Origin of the sequence: Sphingobium sp. IP1 (genome assembly GCF_002708645.1) — a bacterium.
GTDB lineage: Bacteria > Pseudomonadota > Alphaproteobacteria > Sphingomonadales > Sphingomonadaceae > Sphingobium > Sphingobium yanoikuyae.
This window is the reverse complement of sequence record NZ_NOIW01000010.1, coordinates 1-18622: the sequence shown is the minus strand read 5'-3', so window position 1 is coordinate 18622 and position 18622 is coordinate 1. Positions and strand designations below refer to the sequence as shown.

General features: G+C 63.8%; 17 protein-coding genes and 1 pseudogene. 15 read left to right on the top strand and 3 right to left on the bottom strand.

Annotated features, from left to right (window positions below; all coding sequences use genetic code 11):
- Positions 1 to 132 precede the first annotated feature (132 nt).
- The 12 genes and pseudogenes from CG471_RS05065 to CG471_RS05010 all read left to right on the top strand — a co-directional run bounded on the left by CG471_RS05065 (position 133) and on the right by CG471_RS05010 (position 11945).
- Positions 133 to 1305 (top strand): sigma-70 family RNA polymerase sigma factor, encoded by a 1173-nt coding sequence (locus tag CG471_RS05065; RefSeq protein ID WP_099230984.1) that lies wholly within the window; start codon positions 133 to 135, stop codon positions 1303 to 1305.
- Positions 1302 to 1949, top strand: a complete 648-nt coding sequence (locus CG471_RS05060; RefSeq protein ID WP_099230982.1) for an HdeD family acid-resistance protein — start codon at positions 1302 to 1304, stop codon at positions 1947 to 1949. The genes CG471_RS05065 and CG471_RS05060 overlap by 4 nt, the downstream gene beginning before the upstream one ends.
- Positions 1950 to 1957: 8 nt before the next feature.
- Positions 1958 to 2179, top strand: coding sequence for a hypothetical protein (locus tag CG471_RS05055; RefSeq protein WP_072493522.1), 222 nt, complete (start codon positions 1958 to 1960; stop codon positions 2177 to 2179).
- Positions 2160 to 2780 (top strand): hypothetical protein, encoded by a 621-nt coding sequence (locus tag CG471_RS05050; protein WP_099230980.1) that lies wholly within the window; start codon positions 2160 to 2162, stop codon positions 2778 to 2780. The genes CG471_RS05055 and CG471_RS05050 overlap by 20 nt, the downstream gene beginning before the upstream one ends.
- 1 nt (position 2781) lies before the next feature.
- Positions 2782 to 3114: an NADH dehydrogenase ubiquinone Fe-S protein 4 gene (locus CG471_RS31735; RefSeq protein WP_218964231.1), complete on the top strand. Its 333-nt coding sequence runs from the start codon at positions 2782 to 2784 to the stop codon at positions 3112 to 3114.
- Between the two features lie 267 nt (positions 3115 to 3381).
- A complete protein-coding gene (locus tag CG471_RS05040; protein ID WP_257211427.1) occupies positions 3382 to 4104 on the top strand; it encodes a rhomboid family intramembrane serine protease in 723 nt (240 codons plus the stop codon).
- Positions 4104 to 5099, top strand: a pseudogene (locus CG471_RS05035) (IS481 family transposase). Before CG471_RS05040 ends, CG471_RS05035 begins: the two are co-directional and overlap by 1 nt.
- A gap of 270 nt (positions 5100 to 5369) precedes the next feature.
- Positions 5370 to 6032 carry a 6-phosphogluconolactonase gene (locus CG471_RS05030; RefSeq protein WP_099230978.1) on the top strand — a complete coding sequence of 221 codons (663 nt, stop codon included), beginning with the start codon at positions 5370 to 5372 and terminating at the stop codon, positions 6030 to 6032.
- 286 nt (positions 6033 to 6318) lie between these two features.
- A complete protein-coding gene (locus CG471_RS05025; protein ID WP_306552726.1) occupies positions 6319 to 7818 on the top strand; it encodes a Do family serine endopeptidase in 1500 nt (499 codons plus the stop codon).
- 192 nt (positions 7819 to 8010) lie between these two features.
- On the top strand, positions 8011 to 10620 hold the full coding sequence (gene clpB, locus CG471_RS05020; protein WP_099230974.1) for an ATP-dependent chaperone ClpB: 2610 nt from the start codon (positions 8011 to 8013) through the stop codon (positions 10618 to 10620).
- Between the two features lie 61 nt (positions 10621 to 10681).
- The gene (locus CG471_RS31150) at positions 10682 to 10846 is read left to right on the top strand and encodes a hypothetical protein (RefSeq protein WP_257211426.1); all 165 of its coding nucleotides are present in this window, start codon (positions 10682 to 10684) and stop codon (positions 10844 to 10846) included.
- A gap of 154 nt (positions 10847 to 11000) precedes the next feature.
- A complete protein-coding gene (locus CG471_RS05010) occupies positions 11001 to 11945 on the top strand; it encodes a DnaJ C-terminal domain-containing protein (RefSeq protein WP_099230972.1) in 945 nt (314 codons plus the stop codon).
- A gap of 59 nt (positions 11946 to 12004) precedes the next feature.
- Here CG471_RS05010 and CG471_RS31145 read toward each other — a convergent pair whose 3' ends face one another.
- A complete protein-coding gene (locus tag CG471_RS31145; RefSeq protein ID WP_257211425.1) occupies positions 12005 to 12130 on the bottom strand; it encodes a hypothetical protein in 126 nt (41 codons plus the stop codon).
- Positions 12131 to 12162: 32 nt separating this feature from the next.
- Positions 12163 to 12312, bottom strand: coding sequence for a hypothetical protein (locus tag CG471_RS31140; protein WP_257211424.1), 150 nt, complete (start codon positions 12310 to 12312; stop codon positions 12163 to 12165).
- 858 nt (positions 12313 to 13170) lie between these two features.
- On the opposite strand from CG471_RS31140, the gene dnaK reads away from it, so the two are divergent.
- The 3 genes from dnaK (at position 13171) to CG471_RS04980 (ending at position 16623) form a co-directional block, all read left to right on the top strand.
- Entirely contained in the window at positions 13171 to 15045 is a 1875-nt protein-coding gene (gene dnaK / locus CG471_RS04995; protein WP_099230970.1) for a molecular chaperone DnaK, read from the top strand.
- A 77-nt stretch (positions 15046 to 15122) separates the two neighbouring features.
- Complete coding sequence (locus CG471_RS04990; protein WP_099230968.1) at positions 15123 to 15662, top strand: nucleotide exchange factor GrpE; 540 nt, start codon at positions 15123 to 15125, stop codon at positions 15660 to 15662.
- 721 nt (positions 15663 to 16383) lie between these two features.
- Positions 16384 to 16623, top strand: a complete 240-nt coding sequence (locus CG471_RS04980; RefSeq protein ID WP_099230964.1) for a hypothetical protein — start codon at positions 16384 to 16386, stop codon at positions 16621 to 16623.
- A 221-nt stretch (positions 16624 to 16844) separates the two neighbouring features.
- On the opposite strand, the gene CG471_RS04975 is transcribed toward CG471_RS04980, so the two are convergent.
- Positions 16845 to 18188 carry a glycoside hydrolase family 130 protein gene (locus tag CG471_RS04975; protein ID WP_099230962.1) on the bottom strand — a complete coding sequence of 448 codons (1344 nt, stop codon included), beginning with the start codon at positions 18186 to 18188 and terminating at the stop codon, positions 16845 to 16847.
- Between the last annotated feature and the right edge of the window lie 434 nt (positions 18189 to 18622).

The window sequence follows — 18622 nt, the reverse complement described above, 5'->3', positions numbered from 1 at the left end:
TGCACCCTCCAGCATGGCCGGCGCGGATGCACCGCAGGGCGCAGCGGACGAAAAGACGGCGGACTGAGCCAGCCACCCAGACCGGGCGCGACGCAATCTCGCGCCCGGTCTTCCACGAAAGGCACGCGACCCATGAAAATCCTGAAGGCATTCCGTAACCTAGACCGTCATGGCCAGCACCGCGCCCCTGAAGTGATCGAGGAGGAGGCCCGCCAGCTCGCGTCGCACCTGAAGCGCTTTCGCGACGATCTCGTGCGACTCGAGGCGACCGTCTCGCAGACGAAGGGCAAGAAGCGCATCCATGTCAGCCTGCGCCTTCAACTGCCCTCAGGGGTGATCGCGGCGCAGGAAGAGGGATTCGAGGTCGAGCCTGTGCTGCGCAAAGCCTTTGCCGACCTGCGCCACAGGCTCGACCGGCATGTGGCGCGCATCAGGCATGAACCGGACTGGAAGCGCCCGGCCCGCCGCCGCCGCATCGGCGCGCTTCTGCCCCCGGCACGCGATGCGGCCGAGTCGAACCGGCGGGCGATGTATTTCGACCTGATCGAGGATCATCTGGACCGGGTCCATGACGCCGTCCGGCGCGAACTGACCTATCTCGAAGCCGGCGGATCGGTGCCGCCGGGCAGGCTCGGGGTCGACGACCTGGTCGATGCGATGGTTCTGAAGGGGCTCGAACGGTTCGAGACGCGGCCGACGGAATTCTCGGTCGGCGATTGGCTCTTGCGGCTGGCCCACGAGACCATTGAGGAGGAGGGACGTGCGGCCCGCCGGGCCCTGCCCGAGGACGCCGCCTCGCTCGACGCCGAGCCAGAGAAGCCCGCAGAGGATCCGACCGAAACCGATCAGGAATTGTCCGAATTCCACCAGCCCGACGACGTGTTGCGGCTCGAGGATCTCGTCGCGGACGACAGCGTGACCGATCCCGAGAGAGAAGCTGAGCGGCATGAACTGGCGCAGTCGCTGCATCGCGCGATGGCCCAGCTTCCGGCGCTCTGGCGCCGCGTGCTGGAGCGGATCCACCTTGCCGACAGCACGCCGGCCGAGGCCGCCGCGGCGCTCGGCCTGGATCCGGCCGAGGTCGACCGGATCGCCCTGTCCGCGGCCGCCTTTCTTCGCGCGAAACTGATCGAGGCCGGGTTCGCGGGCGAAACCGCGAACCTGGAACAGGAAATCGCCCGCACGGCGCGCCTGCCCCAACCGATCCTCGAACGGCAGCGGATCGTCATTGCGATGCACGGCGAGGCGGCTATCCTGTCGCATGCCGAAAGCTCACCCGATCATCCAGGAGGACGCATCGAATGAACATCAACTCGCTCAACCCGGCCCGGGACATCGAAGACATGCTCTGCACGCTGACGCGCAACTGGTGGCTGTTCATCCTGCGCGGCGTGCTGGCGCTGATCATCGCCGCGCTTGCGTTCCTGATGCCGGCTGAATCGCTCCTGGCTCTGACGCTGGTATTCGGCACCTTTTCCTTCGCCGATGGCGTGTTAGGCCTGATCTCCGCCATTCGCAACATCCGGAAGGGCCGGCGGTGGGGTTGGCTCATGGTGAGCGGCCTGCTCGGCATCGCCACGGGAATCGTCATCGTGATCTCGCCCTTCGTTGCCACACTTGTCCTAGCGACGTACCTTTGGGCCAGTATTGCCTTCTGGTCCGTGTTCTCGGGTGCCCTCGAGATCGCGGCAGCGATCCGCCTGCGAAAGGAAATCAACGGCGAAATCTGGCTGATCCTGAGCGGCGTTCTCTCGGTCGTTCTCGGTGTCGTCGTGACCTGGATGCTGCTGACGCGCCCGGTCGAAAGCTTCCTCGCGCTCGGCTGGCTGATCGGCTTCTACGCCGCGGTCTTCGGGGTGATGATGATCCTCCTCGGGCTACGGCTTCGCAAGGCGGATCGTTCGGACGGTGCGGCCTTCGATGACGCTCCCCCATCGGCAAAGGCGTGAGGTGCCCTGTGGTGGATGACGGGCGACTTGCCGGCGAGGAGCACGATTTCACCCGATGGGACGAAACGATCTTCGACCGTTGCCTGAGCACCGGCTTCAATCCGTTCGGCAGCGGTCCGACGCCAATCTTCCTGCGGCACCGGGACGCAGAGGCGCCGGACGCCGATGCAAAGCCGTGCATGCCACCTGACACCAAAATGCGAGGTGCTGATGTCGAACCGCCTGCCTGACTTGGCATTTGCTGCTGCGGCCGCTGCTTTGGGCATCGGCATCGTTTTCGTTTTTCGTTCGATGTATCTTGCCGAAGACATACTGCCTTTCGCGCAGGAGATGACGCTCATCTTCCTCGGCGCTGTCGTGACGATCATTCTGACCGCGGCGCTTCTCAATCGCCAGACCGATCTCGAGCTTCGCAAGGAAGGAAGGGTCATCATCCTCCAGCAGCAATGCGACATTTACATGGCCTGTATCGAGAAGGTCGCAGAGATCGTGGAAACCGCAAGGCACGATGCGAAGCTGATCGATGAACTGCGTGTTCTCAGCCACAAGCTGGCTGTGGTCGCGAGTGCAGGGGTCGTGTCCAGCTTCGAGCAGGTACTGGAGAGCTTGCAGTCCGGTTTTGCTGACGGCTCGCTCTCGGACGGGGACGGAGAGGGCGTGATGGATGCCGTCGCCGATCTCACGATAGCGATGCGGTCGGACGTCCTGCACGCTGCTGCCTTTCCTTCGCAGAACACCGAACGCGCCGTTCGCCTGAATTCGAGACGAATGGAAAAACTCGACGATCTCGAACGTCACCTTCTCGTATCCACCGACACCCGGGAGAACTGATATGCGCGGCCATAATCGCCAACCATTCCCGCCGAAAATTCCCGGAACCGATCGGCCATCTTGGGACGTGCCGACGGCAATCATCTACCGTCCTGCCCGTTCCGCGATGACATCGGCGCCTCGGCCCAACTACTGGGTCCTCGAGTTCGAGCCGTCCCGGCCGCCGCAGATCGAGCCGCTGATGGGATACACGTCCAGGCGATCCCTATCGTCCGATCCGGCTGAAGTTTCCAGATCGCGACAGCGCCGTGGACTTCGCAGAGCGGCGGGACTGGCATTATGTCGTGCGCGAGGACGCTGGGGGAGCCCGGATGGCGAACCCTTGGGCGGGTGAGACGCGCCACCGGCTGCACAGGGGCGTCGATGCCCTGGGAGCCTTCCGGGTCCCGTTCCGCCCCGATCGCCGCCTCTCAAGAGGCGTCCAGCATGAGAGCACGGCCGACCCGTCTACCAGCGACAGGGAGAGTTTCGATCCGGTCCTCGAAGCCTCGCTCGAATCCTTCCCCGCCTCTGATCCTCCGGCGTGGACGGGTGTGACAATTGCAAGAAAGACGACGTGATGACGGCCAGCTGCATGCGCTCGGGGAAATGAGATGTTTCCATGGGCCGATACCGTTGCTCGCAGATACCCCCCCGTGGCCGTCTGGTCAGTCGCGGGATCAGCCTTCTCGCTTTCCTCTACCAGAGCGGCCTGCCGCCGCGTGCGCTCAACCGGTTCCCGTTCGACTTCGCGCTGGTGCCGTCGCGCGTCTTCGGTCAGCTCCGTCTCATCGCCCCGTCCGATTGGACGCCGTTCCTGATAAACATCTTCCTGCACGCGGGATGGCTTCATCTCATCCTCAACATGTGGACGCTCTGGATCTTGGGCCCAGCGGTCGAAGACCGGCTAGGGCCGGTGCGGTTCGCACTGTTCTATCTGTTCTGCGGCCTGGCCGCTGGGCTGGCGCATGCCCTCGCCAACCCCGACTCGGTCGTGCCTGCCCTCGGAGCATCAGGCGCGATCGCGGGAGTGATCGGGTGCTATGCGCGGATGTTTCCGGCGGCGCGGCTGGTCGTGATCGTGCCGATCCTGGTCATCCCGTTGTTCTTTGAGATCAGCGCGCTGGCGTTCGCGATGATCTGGTTCGTCATGCAGCTCATCCCCGGTCTGATGTCGCTCGGAGATACGGCCACCGGCGGGGTTGCCTGGTGGGCGCATATCGGCGGCTTCGTCTCAGGATGGCTCGCTAGCTGTCTGGTTGCGACACATCATTGGGACATGGTAAGTAGCGCTATCGCGGATCACGCGTGGCGCTTTGCCGCTCTTGCTGATGAGGTTTCGTGATGGTGCAGATACATCCCCAGGCCCGAACCACGCCTGTTGTGCGGGCGGAAATCGCTCGTTCTGGCGAGCCCGCCAGGGTTCTCGCAAAGCGCTATGGCATCAGCGACGAAACCGTCCGCAAGTGGCGCAGACGTGGCGAGCAGGCGGTCCAGGATTGCTCAAGCCGGCCTAAGCGCCTGGCTTGGTGCATGACCGAGGAAGAGCGCGCCATCATCTGCGCTGTGCGCAGGTCGACTGGCTTCGCCCTGGATGATCTCACCTTCGTGCTCCGGCACTTCCTGCCACACCTCAATCGCGACAGCATCTATCGAGTGCTTAAGGCCGAGGGTCTCAACCGCCGCCCACCCAAACCCACGACGCAGCCGCGCAAAGGGCAAGGCCGCTTCAAGGACTATGATCTGGGCTTCGTCCACATCGACGTAAAACATCTGCCCAAGCTGCGCACCGCGGACGGTGAGATCCGCAAGCGCTTCCTCTATGTGACCATCGATCGTTGCTCACGGTTCGTCCATCTCAACGTCTATGACGCCGAGAATGCCGCCAACGCTATCACCTTTCTTAATGCCGACAGGAAGGCATTCCCTTTCCGCATCACCCATGTCCTGACCGACCGGGGATCCTGCTTCACCGCCGACGATTTTGAACGCACTTGCGCCAAGATCAAGGTCAGTCATCGCAAGACAAGACCCTATACACCCCAGACCAATGGCATGGTCGAGCGCTTCAACGGCCGCATCGCCAGCGAGGTGCTGGGCATCAACGTCGCCGGCCACGCGGATCTCGAAATCCTGCTGGCCGGCTTCAACCGCGCCTACAATCGACGACGACAGCGCGTGCTCCAAGGCAACTCACCACGCTAGAAGGTGGAGGAACAGATCGCGCAGGCACCCGCGCTCGCCAATCCTCTTTACAAGCCCACGGCGCCAGACGATCTTATGGCCAAAGTCGACGACGTCCTATATTATGCCAATGATGTGTCGCAACCAGACAGCTAGGAACGCCAGCCCGGATTGCCCGCCCGGATACGTGATCAAGCCAGCGCCCGAACCCTTCTATCTGCCGCCGGTCCACCCGCACGTCGTTTATGTTGCGCCACCCTGGTATGATCCCTGGGTCTGGTATGGCGGGCACTGGATCTACAGGCCCTATCCGTATCATCGCTTCTGGTACGAACACCATCGGCGACGCCCTCAGTCGTGACGCTCGATTCGGACGTCTTCGGCCCGCCGGATCCGCTTTGGCACGGCTTTGCTACTCCGGATCATATGGCTGAAAGCCTGGTCCGGGAAGCGGCCGGCATCATCGCGGATGCGGTGCACGCGAGAGGAGCCGCGCTCGTCGCGTTCCCCGGCGGGCGATCGCCCGTCCGCGCGTTTGAGTTCCTCGGGCCACGCAGCAGCGGATGGTCCGGGGTCACCATCATTCCCACCGACGATCGCTTGGTGCCGCCGGGCGACCCACTCTCCAATTTTGGTTTGCTGGAGAGGTTCTTCGCGGGTGGGGAGGCGCAGTTGCTTCCTATCGCGAGGCCGCCATTCGACGATCCCGCAGCGGTCGCGGACGCCTCCGAACTGAGGCTTTCGGATCTCCCCTGGCCGCTCGACCTTGTCTGGCTGGGGTTCGGCCTGGACGGGCATGTCGGCTCGCTCCTGCCAGGGCCAGATCTGGACAACGCGCTGCGTGTCCCTGACTGGCGGCGCATCGCCGGCATCAGGCCCGAACCGCTGCCGGCCGAGGCACCCGTGCCAAGAGTGACATTGACCCTGAGCGCGATCCTCGGTGCCAAGCGACTGCTCATTTCCGGCAGCGGTCGAGACAAGCTTGAGGTGATCAAGCGAGCGCTCGACGAGGGCGAAGAGTCGCAGATGCCGCTCGGCATCGTCATGGCGCGCGCGCGTTGCCGGCCAGACCTCTTCTGGAGCCGCTAAGGGTTCGCTCGAGGTCCGGCGCGTCTGTAGCCCGCGGCTCTTCAGGGGCGAAAGGGCGCATATCCGGACGGCAGCCACGGACGTGCGCGGCGCGGGGCACGCCAAGGTCGAATTAACGCGGGCGTCCGTGGACTTCGGAGCCCCAGAAGCACCTCGACGCCGGCTTCGCGCAAGAACTGACAAAGATCAGCGTTTCAGCGGGTCGGCCTGCTAGCTTGCGCCCGTCTTGGTGCTCGAACGGCTCGCCGAGGATTGCCGGGCGGCTGCTCGAGCTGATTGACAGGAGATCCTGGATGCGAAGCTTCGTTCTCGTTCCAGCGTTGTTGCTTGCAGTCGTCTGCGACACGCACAGCCAGCGCCGCTCAACGCGCAGGGCGCAGGTCAGCGCCAAGAGTCCCCACGCGGCGCTCCCGCGAGCTTCGCGGACCTGGCGGCACGTCTCTCCCCGGCTGTCGTGAATATCTCGACGACCTCGCGCATCAAGGCCCGCAAGATGCCGAACATTCCGGGGGACTTCCCTTTCGGCGAGCTATTCCCCTTCCCGGGACTGGGCGGACCACCCATGCCGCGCAATGCGACGTCGCTCGGGTCGGGCTTTCTCATCTCGGCGGACGGCTATGTGGTGACCAACAACCATGTCGTTGCCGGTCGCGGCGCAGGCGTACAGGTCCAGGCAATCAAGGTCACGCTGACAGGAGGGCAGGAGTTTCCAGCGCGCGTGGTCGGCCGGGACGAGGCCTCCGACATCGCCGTCCCGAAGATCGAGACCAAGAACCTGCCGTTCGTCCGGTTCGGCGACTCATCCAGTGCGCGCACCGGTGACTGGGTTCTCGCGATCGGAAATCCCTACGGGCTGGGAGGGACTGTGACCGCGGGCATCGTGTCCGCCCTGCATCGCGACCTGCGAGCCGGACCCTATGACAGCTTCATTCAGACGGATGCCTCGATCAACTCGGGAAATTCCGGCGGTCCGCTCTTTGACATGCAGGGCAATGTCATCGGTATCAACTCGGCCATCATCTCGCCAACGGGCGGCAATGTCGGCCTTGGCTTCGCCATACCTGCGGAGATCGCCAAGCCGGTCGTGGAGACTTTGAGAACCGGTGGCCGCGTTCAGCGTGGTTACCTCGGGCTCCTTCTGCAGCCTGTTACCGAGGATGTCGCCGCAGCGCTTGGCCTGCAGAAAAACCACGGTGAGATCGTCGCGGAGGTGCAGCCGAATCTCCCGGCGGCGCGTGCGGGCCTCCAGCAGGGCGATATCATCCTGCGCGTGAACGGAACCGAGATCACCCCGGATAGCTCTCTCGCCCGCCTGGTTGCCGCCGCGCCGGGCGGGTCCCGGGTGACGCTCGAGGTGCCCCGTCAGGGCGCACGGAAGACGCTGACGGCAGTCGTCGCTGAACGGCCGGCCGCGGCGAAGCTTGATGGGCAGGATGAGGAGTTCGACCTCGACGACGATGGCAGCGGGCAGCCGAGCGCATCGGCCGGGCTCGGCTTGTCTGTCAGGCCCCTTAACCCCGCCTTGGCCGACGAGCTCCGGGTCGATCCAGCAACGCAGGGCCTCGTCATCGTCGGGATCGCCCCCTCCAGCGACGCCGCGGCCAAAAGACTCAGCGAAGGAGACATCATCCTCTCGATCAACCAGCAACCCGTGCGCAGCGCGCAAGATGCCTTGGGCTTGATTGCGGCCGCGCGGAAGGCGGGGCGCAAGCAAGTGTTGCTGCTGGTCAAGCGCGGCTCGGCGCCGGCGCGGTTAGTCGGCATCGAGTTGACGGGGCGCTCCTGATCGTGAGGCGGGCAGGAGAACAGGTTCCCGGCACTTCTTTGCGCCTTGAGTGTTGGACCATGCGGCCGACGGTCCCTCCGCTTCAACGCGGAAGTGACCTGCCGATCGATCCGCCGACGGAATGTCAGCGCGCGATGCCTCCGCTCGCTCCGCACTTTCGCCGGTCTGGTTCGTGGAACAGGAGGAAATGGGATGAATCTTGAAAAGTATACGGATCGCGCAAAGGGATTTCTCCAGGCTGCGCAGACCGTCGCAATTCGGCTCAACCACCAGCGGATCACACCGGAGCATATCCTCAAGGCCCTGCTCGAGGACGAGCAGGGCATGGCATCGGGCCTGATCCGCGCTGCCGGCGGCAATCCGGACTTGGCGACCAGCGAAGTCGATACGGCCCTCTCCAAGCTTCCATCGGTCACGGGAAGCGGAGCGTCCCAGCCGCCGGGGCTAGACAATGATGCCGTCCGCCTTCTCGATCAGGCGGAGCAGATCGCTCAGAAGGCGGGGGACAGCTATGTCACGGTCGAGCGGCTGCTTCTGGCACTCACCCTCGCTTCCAACGCGGCGGCCGGCAAGGCGCTCGCTCGCGCGGGCCTGACTGCTGAGGCACTCAACACGGCGATCAATCAGCTGCGCGGTGGGCGCAGCGCGGATACTGCGAGCGCGGAGGACCGCTACGACGCGCTGAAGAAGTTCGCTCGGGACCTCACGCAGGCCGCCAAGGACGGCAAGCTCGATCCGGTGATCGGCCGCGACGAGGAGATCCGCCGCACGGTCCAGATCCTCGCACGCCGCACCAAGAACAATCCCGTGCTGATCGGCGATCCGGGTGTCGGCAAGACGGCCATCGTCGAGGGGCTGGCGCTCCGAATCGCCAACGGCGACGTTCCCGACACGCTCAAGGACCGGAAGCTGATGTCGCTCGACATGGGCAGCCTTATCGCCGGCGCGAAATATCGCGGTGAGTTCGAGGAGCGGCTGAAGGGCGTCCTCGATGAGGTCAAGGCAGGCGAGGGCGACATCATCCTCTTCATCGACGAGATGCATACGCTGATCGGGGCGGGCAAGACCGAGGGCGCGATGGATGCCGGCAACCTGCTGAAGCCGGCGCTTGCCCGCGGTGAGCTCCACTGCATCGGCGCGACCACGCTCGACGAGTACCGGAAATATGTCGAGAAGGACGCAGCGCTGCAGCGGCGCTTCCAGCCGGTCTTCGTCGGCGAGCCGACGGTCGAAGACACGATCTCGATCCTGCGCGGGCTCAAGGAAAAATATGAACTGCACCACGGGGTGCGCATCACCGACGGCGCCATTGTCGCGGCCGCCACGCTTTCCAACCGCTATATCACCGACCGCTTCCTTCCGGACAAGGCGATTGACCTGATGGACGAGGCGGCAAGCCGGATCCGAATGGAAGTCGAATCGAAGCCGGAGGAGATCGAAACCCTCGATCGACGCATCATCCAACTGAAGATCGAGCGAGAGGCGCTCAGGAAAGAGTCGGATGCAGCGTCCAAGGACCGTCTGACGCACCTCGAGCACGATCTTGCGCAGCTGGAGCAGGAATCGGCGGAGCTCACCCAGCGGTGGCAGGCTGAGCGGGAGAAGATCCAGGCCGAAGCCAAGCTCAAGGAGCAGCTCGATCAAGCCCGCCTCGAGCTCGACCAAGCGCAACGCAGCGGCGACCTGGCCAAGGCCGGCGAGCTCGCCTACGGTCGCATCCCGCAGCTCGAGAAGCAGCTCGCCGATGCCCAGCAGGCGAGCCAGGGAGCCATGCTGCGCGAGGAGGTGACCGCCCAGGACATCGCATCAGTCGTGTCGCGCTGGACCGGCATCCCGGTCGACAAGATGCTCGAGGGCGAGCGCGAGAAGCTGATCCACATGGAGGAAGCGCTTGGCAAGCGCGTCATCGGCCAGAAGCAGGCTGTCGCAGCGGTCAGTCGGGCCATTCGCCGGGCCCGAGCCGGGCTGCAGGATCCCGATCGCCCGATGGGCTCCTTCCTGTTCCTCGGTCCGACCGGCGTCGGCAAGACCGAGCTGACCAAGGCGCTCGCCGGCTTCCTGTTCGACGACGACGCGGCGATGGTCCGTATCGATATGTCGGAGTTCATGGAGAAGCACTCCGTCTCCCGGTTGATCGGGGCGCCACCGGGCTATGTCGGATATGAGGAGGGCGGCGTTCTAACCGAGGCGGTCCGGCGGCGGCCCTATCAGGTTATCCTGTTCGACGAGGTCGAGAAGGCGCACAACGATGTCTTCAACGTGCTCCTGCAGGTGCTCGACGATGGCCGCCTGACTGACGGGCAGGGCCGCACGGTCGACTTCAAGAATACCTTGATCATCCTGACCTCCAATCTCGGCAGCCAGTTCCTCTCGAACCTGGCTGAAGGACAGACTGTCGAAAGCGTCGAGCCACAGGTAATGGAGGTGGTCCGCGCCCATTTCCGGCCGGAGTTCCTGAACCGACTCGACGAGATCATCCTGTTCCATCGCCTCGGCCAGGCCGACATGGGGCCGATCGTCGATATCCAGGTCACGCGTGTCCAGAACCTGCTCAAGGACCGCAAGATCCGTCTCGACCTCACCGATCGCGCACGGGCGTGGCTTGGCCGCGTCGGCTACGATCCGGTCTATGGCGCTCGCCCGCTGAAGCGTGCGATCCAGAGATATCTTCAGGATCCTCTGGCAGACCTCCTGCTGCGGGGCGAGGTGCCGGATGGCTCGACCGTCACGATCGACGAGGGCGACAGCGAACTGGTGTTCAAGACGCGCGCGGAACAGCCTGCTGAAGCCGAGGCGGCATGAGTTGGTCCATCGCGGCAGCGAATGTCTGCCGCGATGACCGAAGAAATTGGAGAAATGATCGATGCCCGAGAAGATCCGGGTCGTCTGTCCGCATTGCGATGCGACCAACGCGGTGCCCACGGATCGTCAGCAGCTCACGGCCAAGTGCGGGCGGTGCCACGCCGTCCGCGACGTGCAGGAGACGAAGAGCATCCTTCATGCTCTCACCCTGTGGCTTGAGGCATGATCTCGCCATGGGACCCGCCGCGAAGTTGCATGCCGATGGCGCAAGCTTCGGATCGAGAACCAGGCGCGGTGTTTATGACAACAAGATTGGTCATCTCATCTTCGACCATACGCAACGGCAGACGATGAGGGACCGACACAGGGACTGAACAGAAATGGCCGATCCGTACCAGACCTTGAACGTGCCGCGCGATGCGGACGAGGCGGCGATCAAGAAGGCTTATCGAAAGCTCGCCAAGGAATATCATCCGGACCGCAACGCGGATAAGCCGGGAGCGGCGGAGCGCTTCTCCGCGATTACGGCCGCCTATGACCTGCTCACCGACAAGGAGAAGCGCGCGCGCTACGATCGCGGCGAGATCGATGAGGATGGCAATCCGAAGGCACCCTACGGCTTCTCCGATTTCAACGGCGCCGGTCCTTTTGCGCGCCGCGGCGGCTTCCGCGCCGGGGCCGATGGAGGCACGACGACCTTCGAGTTCACCGGGGACGAAGCCGATTTCGCCAGCATCTTCGGCGACATGTTTGGCCGAGCAGAGGCCGCTGGAGGCGGCCGTCGACGGTCTTACCGTCCCCGGGGAGCGGACGTCGCCTACCGCCTGAACATTAGCTTCGAAGATGCAGCGGCGCTGCGTCCGCAGCACATCGAGCTCGGAAGGGGAAAGGCAGTCGACCTGAAGCTGCCCGCCGGCTTTGAGTCCGGGACTCAGGTGCGCCTGCGCGGTCAGGGGGAGGAGGGCCCCGGCGGAGCCGGTGATGCAATCGTGATTCTCGAGATCGAGCCACACCGCTTCTTCACAAGGGAAGGAGACGATGTGCGAGTGGAGTTGCCGGTGCGCTGGGATGAAGCCGTGCTCGGCGCCAAGGTGCGGGTACCGACCGTTGATGGCCCGGTGCTGCTGACCGTCCCCAAAGGCTCGAGTTCGGGGCGCACGCTACGGATCAAGGGCAAGGGCTTTCATCGCGCGGACGGCAGCCGTGGCAACCAGCTGGTACGCCTGATGGTCCACTTGCCGTCCGGCGACGCCGAGCTCGAGGAGCTCGCACGCACCTGGGCAAAGCACCACGACGAGAACCCGCGCGCTTCGATGGGAGTGTAAGGGCGCGCGGTGCCGGGAGCTCCTGCGAGTGGCGACCCTGAAGCGGTGGCGCGGAAGGGTCAGTCAGTTGACGGCGGCGGCGCGGTCCAGTCCGCGATCTCCATAGCGTGGGCCTCAACCCAGCGATCAAGCTCACGCACGACACTGCTGAGCGAGAAGCCCAGCGGTGTGAGCGAATATTCCACGCGCGGCGGGACTTCCGGATAGCTCCGGCGCGCTACCAGGCCATGCGGTACGTGCGCTCGCTGAGCGCGTGGATGACGAGCAGCGTCCACTTCTCCGCAAGGATGCCCAGTACCTTTCTCGCCGGACAGTCGGCCAGGAAGACGTCACATTGCAGGTCTCGAAACGGCTCAACTTTCTCCATTACTTACCCGTAGGTGTGTACTTCCTGTAGGAGAGCTAGCGATACATCTCAGGCCTCGCAAGGCGGCTGCAACCGCAATAAAGCCCCCTGCGGTGCAGGCGCCCGGTTACTATCGAGTGACGCTCGGTGACTATAAGATCACCGTCCTCCCCGACGGTACCACACCGGATCCGTTCGGAGACCTGATCCATGGCGCCCCAGGGAAAGTCTGGCGGATGCATTCCGCAAAGCCGGCGAGTCGCTTGATCGAGAGACGTCGATCAACAGCTTCCTGATTGACACCGGTGAGCGTCGCATCCTGATCGAGGCAGGGGCGGGGCGCCTCTTTGGTGACTGCTGCGGTCGTCTTCCGGCATCGCTAATGGCGGCTGGCTAATCGGCGACATCATCCATGCAGCCGAGGTACAGCTACCCAGGCCCGACATTACGGTCGACTACGATGCCGACGAGGCTTTGGCGGCGAAGACGAGAGCGGCCGCGCTCGCGGAGCTCGCCAGGACGCACGAGCCGGCCGCCGCGCCCCACATCTCCTTCCCTGGGCTGGGGCATATCGTTCGGAGCGGCACCGGTTATGTCTGGATGGCGATTCCATATTCTGCTGAAGTTCGACCGGTCGGAGAATAGGGGAGCCTAAGCGTTCCTGCCGTGACCCCCTGGCTTTTCGATGCCAAGGTCGGGGCGGGGGTTGAACGTCGTGCAGCCCGCTCGATTGCCCGGATAAGCTGACCCCCGCTTGCAATGGGTACGCCGCTCTGTCGAGGGCCAAGCTAGCACTGCTGGTAGCACCACTGATCTAGGTCAGGACTCACCGGCCCGATACTCTCCATCGTCGGCATTCGATATCTCATGGAGGCTGGCATGGCGAAAGCAATCGGCATCGATCTCGGCACCACCAATTCCTGCGTCGCCGTGATGGAGGGCAAGGAGCCCAAGGTTATCGAAAATGCCGAGGGGGCGCGGACAACCCCCTCGATGGTGGCCTTTCGCCCTGACGGAGAGGTGCTGGTCGGGGCCGCGGCGAAGCGCCAGGCCATCACCAATCCGGAGCAGACGCTGTTCGCGATCAAGCGTTTGATCGGCCGCAGATACGACGATCCCATCGTCCAGAAGGACAAGGGCATGGTGCCCTACAAGATCGTCCCCGGCGCTAACGGTGACGCATGGGTCGAAGTGAACGGCAAGAAGTCCAGCCCTAGCGAGATTTCCGCCCACATCCTGCGCAAGATGAAGGAGACGGCCGAAAAATACCTGGGTGAGCCGGTCACCGAGGCCGTCATCACGGTGCCCGCCTATTTCAACGATGCGCAGCGCCAGGCGACCAAGGATGCAGGCACCATTGCCGGTCTCGAGGTTCTGCGCATCATCAACGAGCCGACCGCTGCGGCGCTGGCCTACGGCCTCGAGAAGAAGAAGACCGGCACGATCGCCGTCTATGATCTCGGCGGCGGCACCTTCGACGTCTCCGTTCTGGAGCTCGGCGACGGTGTTTTCGAGGTCAAGTCGACGAACGGAGACACGTTCCTCGGCGGCGAGGACTTCGACAAGAGGATAATCGACTTCCTCGCCGATGAGTTCAAGAAGGAGCAGGGGATCGACCTGCGTCAGGACCGGCTTGCCCTGCAGCGACTGAAGGAAGCTGCTGAGAAGGCGAAGATCGAACTCAGCTCGGCATCGCAGACGAGCGTGAACCTGCCGTTCATCACCGCCGACCAATCCGGCCCGAAGCATCTCGACATCCGTCTCACCCGCGCGAAGCTCGAAGCGCTGGTCGATGATCTCATCTCGCGGACAGTCGGCCCTTGCAAGGCTGCACTCGAGGATGCCGGCCTGAAGGCCGATCAGCTCGACGAAGTCGTGCTGGTCGGCGGCATGACGCGGATGCCGAAGGTCGTCGAGGCGGTGAAGTCCATCTTCGGACGGGAGCCACACCAAGGCGTCAATCCTGACGAGGTCGTGGCGTTGGGCGCAGCGATCCAGGCGGGCGTGCTGAAGGGGCAAGTTGACGACGTGCTTTTGCTCGACGTCACGCCGCTGTCGTTAGGCATCGAGACGCTTGGCGGCGTGATGACCAAGCTGATCGATCGCAACACGACCATCCCCACCAAGAAGAGCCAGACCTTCTCGACAGCGGAGGACAACCAGCCCGCCGTGACCATCCGCGTCTTCCAGGGAGAGCGGGAGATGGCCGAGGACAACAAGCTGCTCGGCCAGTTCAACCTCGAGAACATAGCGCCGGCGCCCCGTGGCGAGCCGCAGATCGAGGTGACATTCGACATCGACGCGAATGGTATCGTTAACGTCTCTGCCACCGACAAGGGCACCGGGCGCGAACAGAAGATCACCATTCAGTCGTCGGGCGGCCTGAGCGACGAGGACATCAAGCGCGCGGTCAGAGACGCCGAGGAGCACGCCAGCGAGGACAGGAAGCGCCGCGAGCTCGCGGAGACGCGGAACCAGTCCGATGCGCTGATTTTCCTGTCCGAGAAAACCCTGTCGGATGCCGGTGACCGGGTAGCTGCCGCCGATCGGGAGGCGGTGGAACAAGCCGTCTCGAAGCTGAAGACGGCCATGGAGGGTGAGCAGATCGAGGAGATCCGCAAGAGAAGCGAGGACCTGCAGGCCGCCACCCAGCAGGTCGTCAATGCTCAGCGTGCTGAGAGCGGCACCGCATCCGCTGCGGACGATGGGATCGTGGACGCCGAGTTCGAGGAGGCGGACGACACGAAGAAATGAGGGCCGCGGCGCGCTGGCGCTCATTGGTCAGAGGGGCGCCTGCCGCCCCCCCCCCGGAGGCATGAAGGCTGGGCAAGATGAACCAAGACGACACTGCTGATGAAAGGGAGGCGGTGCCTTCCCCAGGCGCGAGCAGCGAGGACGCCGGGCCGGACCGCGCAGTTCCTGCATCGGAGGTCGAGGAACTGCGGGAGCGGCTCCTACGTGCGCTGGCTGATGCCGATAACGCCAGAAAGCGGGGCGATCGCGCACGCGCCGAGGGTCGAGAAACCGGCATCTCGGATCTAGCCTCGATGATCGTTCCAGCGCTCGATAGCCTTGATCTGGCGATCGAGGCGGCATCTCGAACGGAGGAGGCGCAACCAAGCGTCGATTCCCTGCTCGACGGGCTCAGGGCGACGAGCAGGGCGTTCGTGGATGGTTTGGCAAAGGCGGGGGTGGAACGGATCTCCCCACAGAAGGGGGAGGCGTTCGACCCTAACAGACATGATGCGATCGCCTCGCGATCCGAGCCCGAGACCGCCGAGGGGCTGGTGCTTGAGACCCTGCAGCGGGGGTACAAAGTCGGAAGCCGGCTCATCCGCCCCGCACGCGTCGTGATATCTTCAGCAGGCTGAGCGGGAGGGCGGATGCGATGCATCGGGACGCCATCGCCCCTCATTCTTCCGGTGCAGCGGAACCGGCCTGATATGCAGCGAGGGCAGGTATGGCCGGTCGGGTTGCTCTGGTGGCTTGCCGCGCTAGCGAGCGTGACCGGCATCTCGGCCGGGCAGGCAAGGCCCTCGCCCGCGACAACCGACGCTCGGCTCCCGGTCTACGACGTTCGCGAGGTCGTGAGCGGAGATCAAACCGCCTTTGAAGTCGCGATCCTTGCCCCTCCTCGTTGGGGCGATCGCCCGGTGAGAAGCCGCCTGCTGCGGAAAGCCGCCCAGGTCGCAGCCGGCCGCGGAGCACACTGCTTCGCCATCGAACGTGCACAACTGAACCGCAATGTATCGTACGTGCCGCTTCGATCCGGTCACATGACGATCTCGACGAGTGGGAGCGCAGCGGAGTGGCGGCGCTACTGGCGGCTCTACAGGAATGTACTCGCCTCGCCGGGTATCCATTTCGGCCTCGGCACAGTTTCGCGCATCGGGAACCGCGTCGTCGAGGGGCGCCTGTTGATCCGCCTCTGTCAACCAGGCGCCGAGACACCGCGAGATGCTTTCGAAGTCCAGAAAATACTGTCGAGCATTCGAGCTTCCGAGCCGGCTGGAAGCCCTTGATGGCCTGATCCTCTCCTTGCCACCTGGCCAAGCGACGGGTCTCGCAGATCACGTCCGCGGAGGTAGACGAATGGCCGTAGTCGTTCTCATGATTGAGCATCTTGGCGAGGTGTTCTGGTCGACGCATCACTGCCACGCGACTGCCTGGTCCTTTCTCCTGTCTTACGTCAACGATGCCTGGACGCAGCAATTCCCCAACAAGCCTCCGCCGCAGGATGAGGAGGAGCGGGTCGAGATCTTCTTTGCCGGGGAAGGGAACGAGTATGTTATTGCTGAAGCTGGCGTCGAGCTGAAGCCCACTGTGCATTAGGTCGTAAGGTTATGAGCGGGGCTACCTTTAACGGCCACCTGTCCGCCTTCGATCGTCGGCTGCTGCGTTGAGGCGGTGCCCGAAGCCGATGCCCACTCTCGGATGCGGTCGACTTGATGAGATTGCGGCTTGGCCAGAGCTCGCTCTTCACAGGTCCGAGCGGTGAAACCGACCGATTGCGCGTCGAAGCCAGGACCGGCGCTTATGCTCGTTGCCGACGATCACGCATCCGTTCGATCCCGCACCTGCCCGAAATCACGGATTAGCGAGGAACGGGAGACGGATGGCGGGCAAAGCATCGCCAGTAGTTCCGCCAGGTCGATCGATGCAAAGCTCACCGAGCTGTCCGCCACCCCGTAGGGCATGATCAGCCGACCGGCGTGCGCCAGTGCCCCGCAGGTATAGACGACGTTGGGAACATAGCCCTCCCGAGCTTCATCGGAAGGCGACAGTAGCGGCACCGCCGTTCGACCGATGATGCAGGATGGGTCCTCTCGATCGAGCAACAGTGCGCCGATTGAATATTTGCGCATTGCGCCGACGCCGTGGGTAAGTACGAGCCAGCCCTCCTCGAGCTCGATGGGCGCCCCGCAGTTGCCGATTTGGATGAGTTCCCAGGCATATTCAGGACGGGCGAGAAGTTCACCGCGCTCCCATCGATACAGGTCTGGCGAACGCAGCAGGTAGAGGCTCTCGCCATCTTGCCGGCCGACCATCAGATAATCGCCATCGAACTTGCGTGGAAATAGAGCCATGCCCTTGTTGCGCGCGGCACTCCCTTGCAAAGCCCGCAACTCGAAAGCCTCGAAGTCGCGGGTCAGCAGTATCTCCGAAGCTATCGCTGCGCCGCTGTAGGCGGTGTAGGTGCCGTAATAGGCGCGGTTCCCATCGTCATCCTCGAACCTGACGAGACGCAGATCCTCCAGGCCATTGCGTTGGGCCGGCGTGAACGGGAACAGGACCATCTCGTCGAGACGGTTGCTGCAGTCATGCCGGCGAAAGACGACACTACCGTCGGGCTGACTCTCAGCCTTGGCGGCGACCGCAAGATCGGGCGCCGGATCAAGCTCGATAGTGCCGTCGACACGAACGATCCCTTGTCGAAAGGTCACAGAGGAAATGTGCCCCTCGCCCACGGCCCGCAGCGACAGGATGAATCGAAGCGCCCCCTCGGTCAGCCCCGTCTGGTCGGGGTGCGGAACGATGCTCGGGTTCATGACCGCCGCGGCGCCGAAGGAGTATTCGTGGCAAAAATAGGCGCCGATGAGTTGGCGCTGAGCGCGGTCCAATGGATCAGCCAGGCCAATCTCGCTCGCCACCTGATCGTACCGCTCCTCGAACACCCGGCGTATCTCGCGATGGCGGCTTTCGAAATCCGCGAGCACAAGGGCGAGCTCGGCTTGAGTCGTGCGGCCGTCCATGGCGCGCACCGCGGCAATGATCCGCCGCACTCGATCATTATTGACCGGGTTGATGTCCCGCGGCTTCGGAGCGAGATGAAGGGGCCGTACGACGACCCGATCTGGGTTCGGCAGCAGCCGCAGGCTGGATTGGATCAGCGGCATGCGGCGCCTCCGGAAGCAGCGGCTCGCGCGTTGCCTCTCTCTGAACCCTCGGCAGCGCTGCGGATACGCGCAATCGCCAGGGCGGCGAACTGATAGGCAAGGATGGACTCCGCACCCTGGTTCAGGTTCACGCGGTCCACCTGCAATCCGTCGTAGCAACCGCCATCAGGCTGGGGTCGGTTCCGGCTGAGGGCGAAATGACACCCTAAGCGAAACGGCAAGAAGGGGTGGCTAGCTGCCCAGACCGCTTTTGGTCAGCGGGTAGCTATAGCTGACGTTTAATTGGGCAAGCAGCGGCGCCTGCTCCCGACCAACTAACGCTGTTCGTTAAATGAGTCCCGACGGCCGCTCTCGACAAAAGCTGCCTTTTGAACATTAGAATTGACGCCTTGAGTAGGGGGCCAGATCAATCTGGTATTACGATGGGGTGAGGC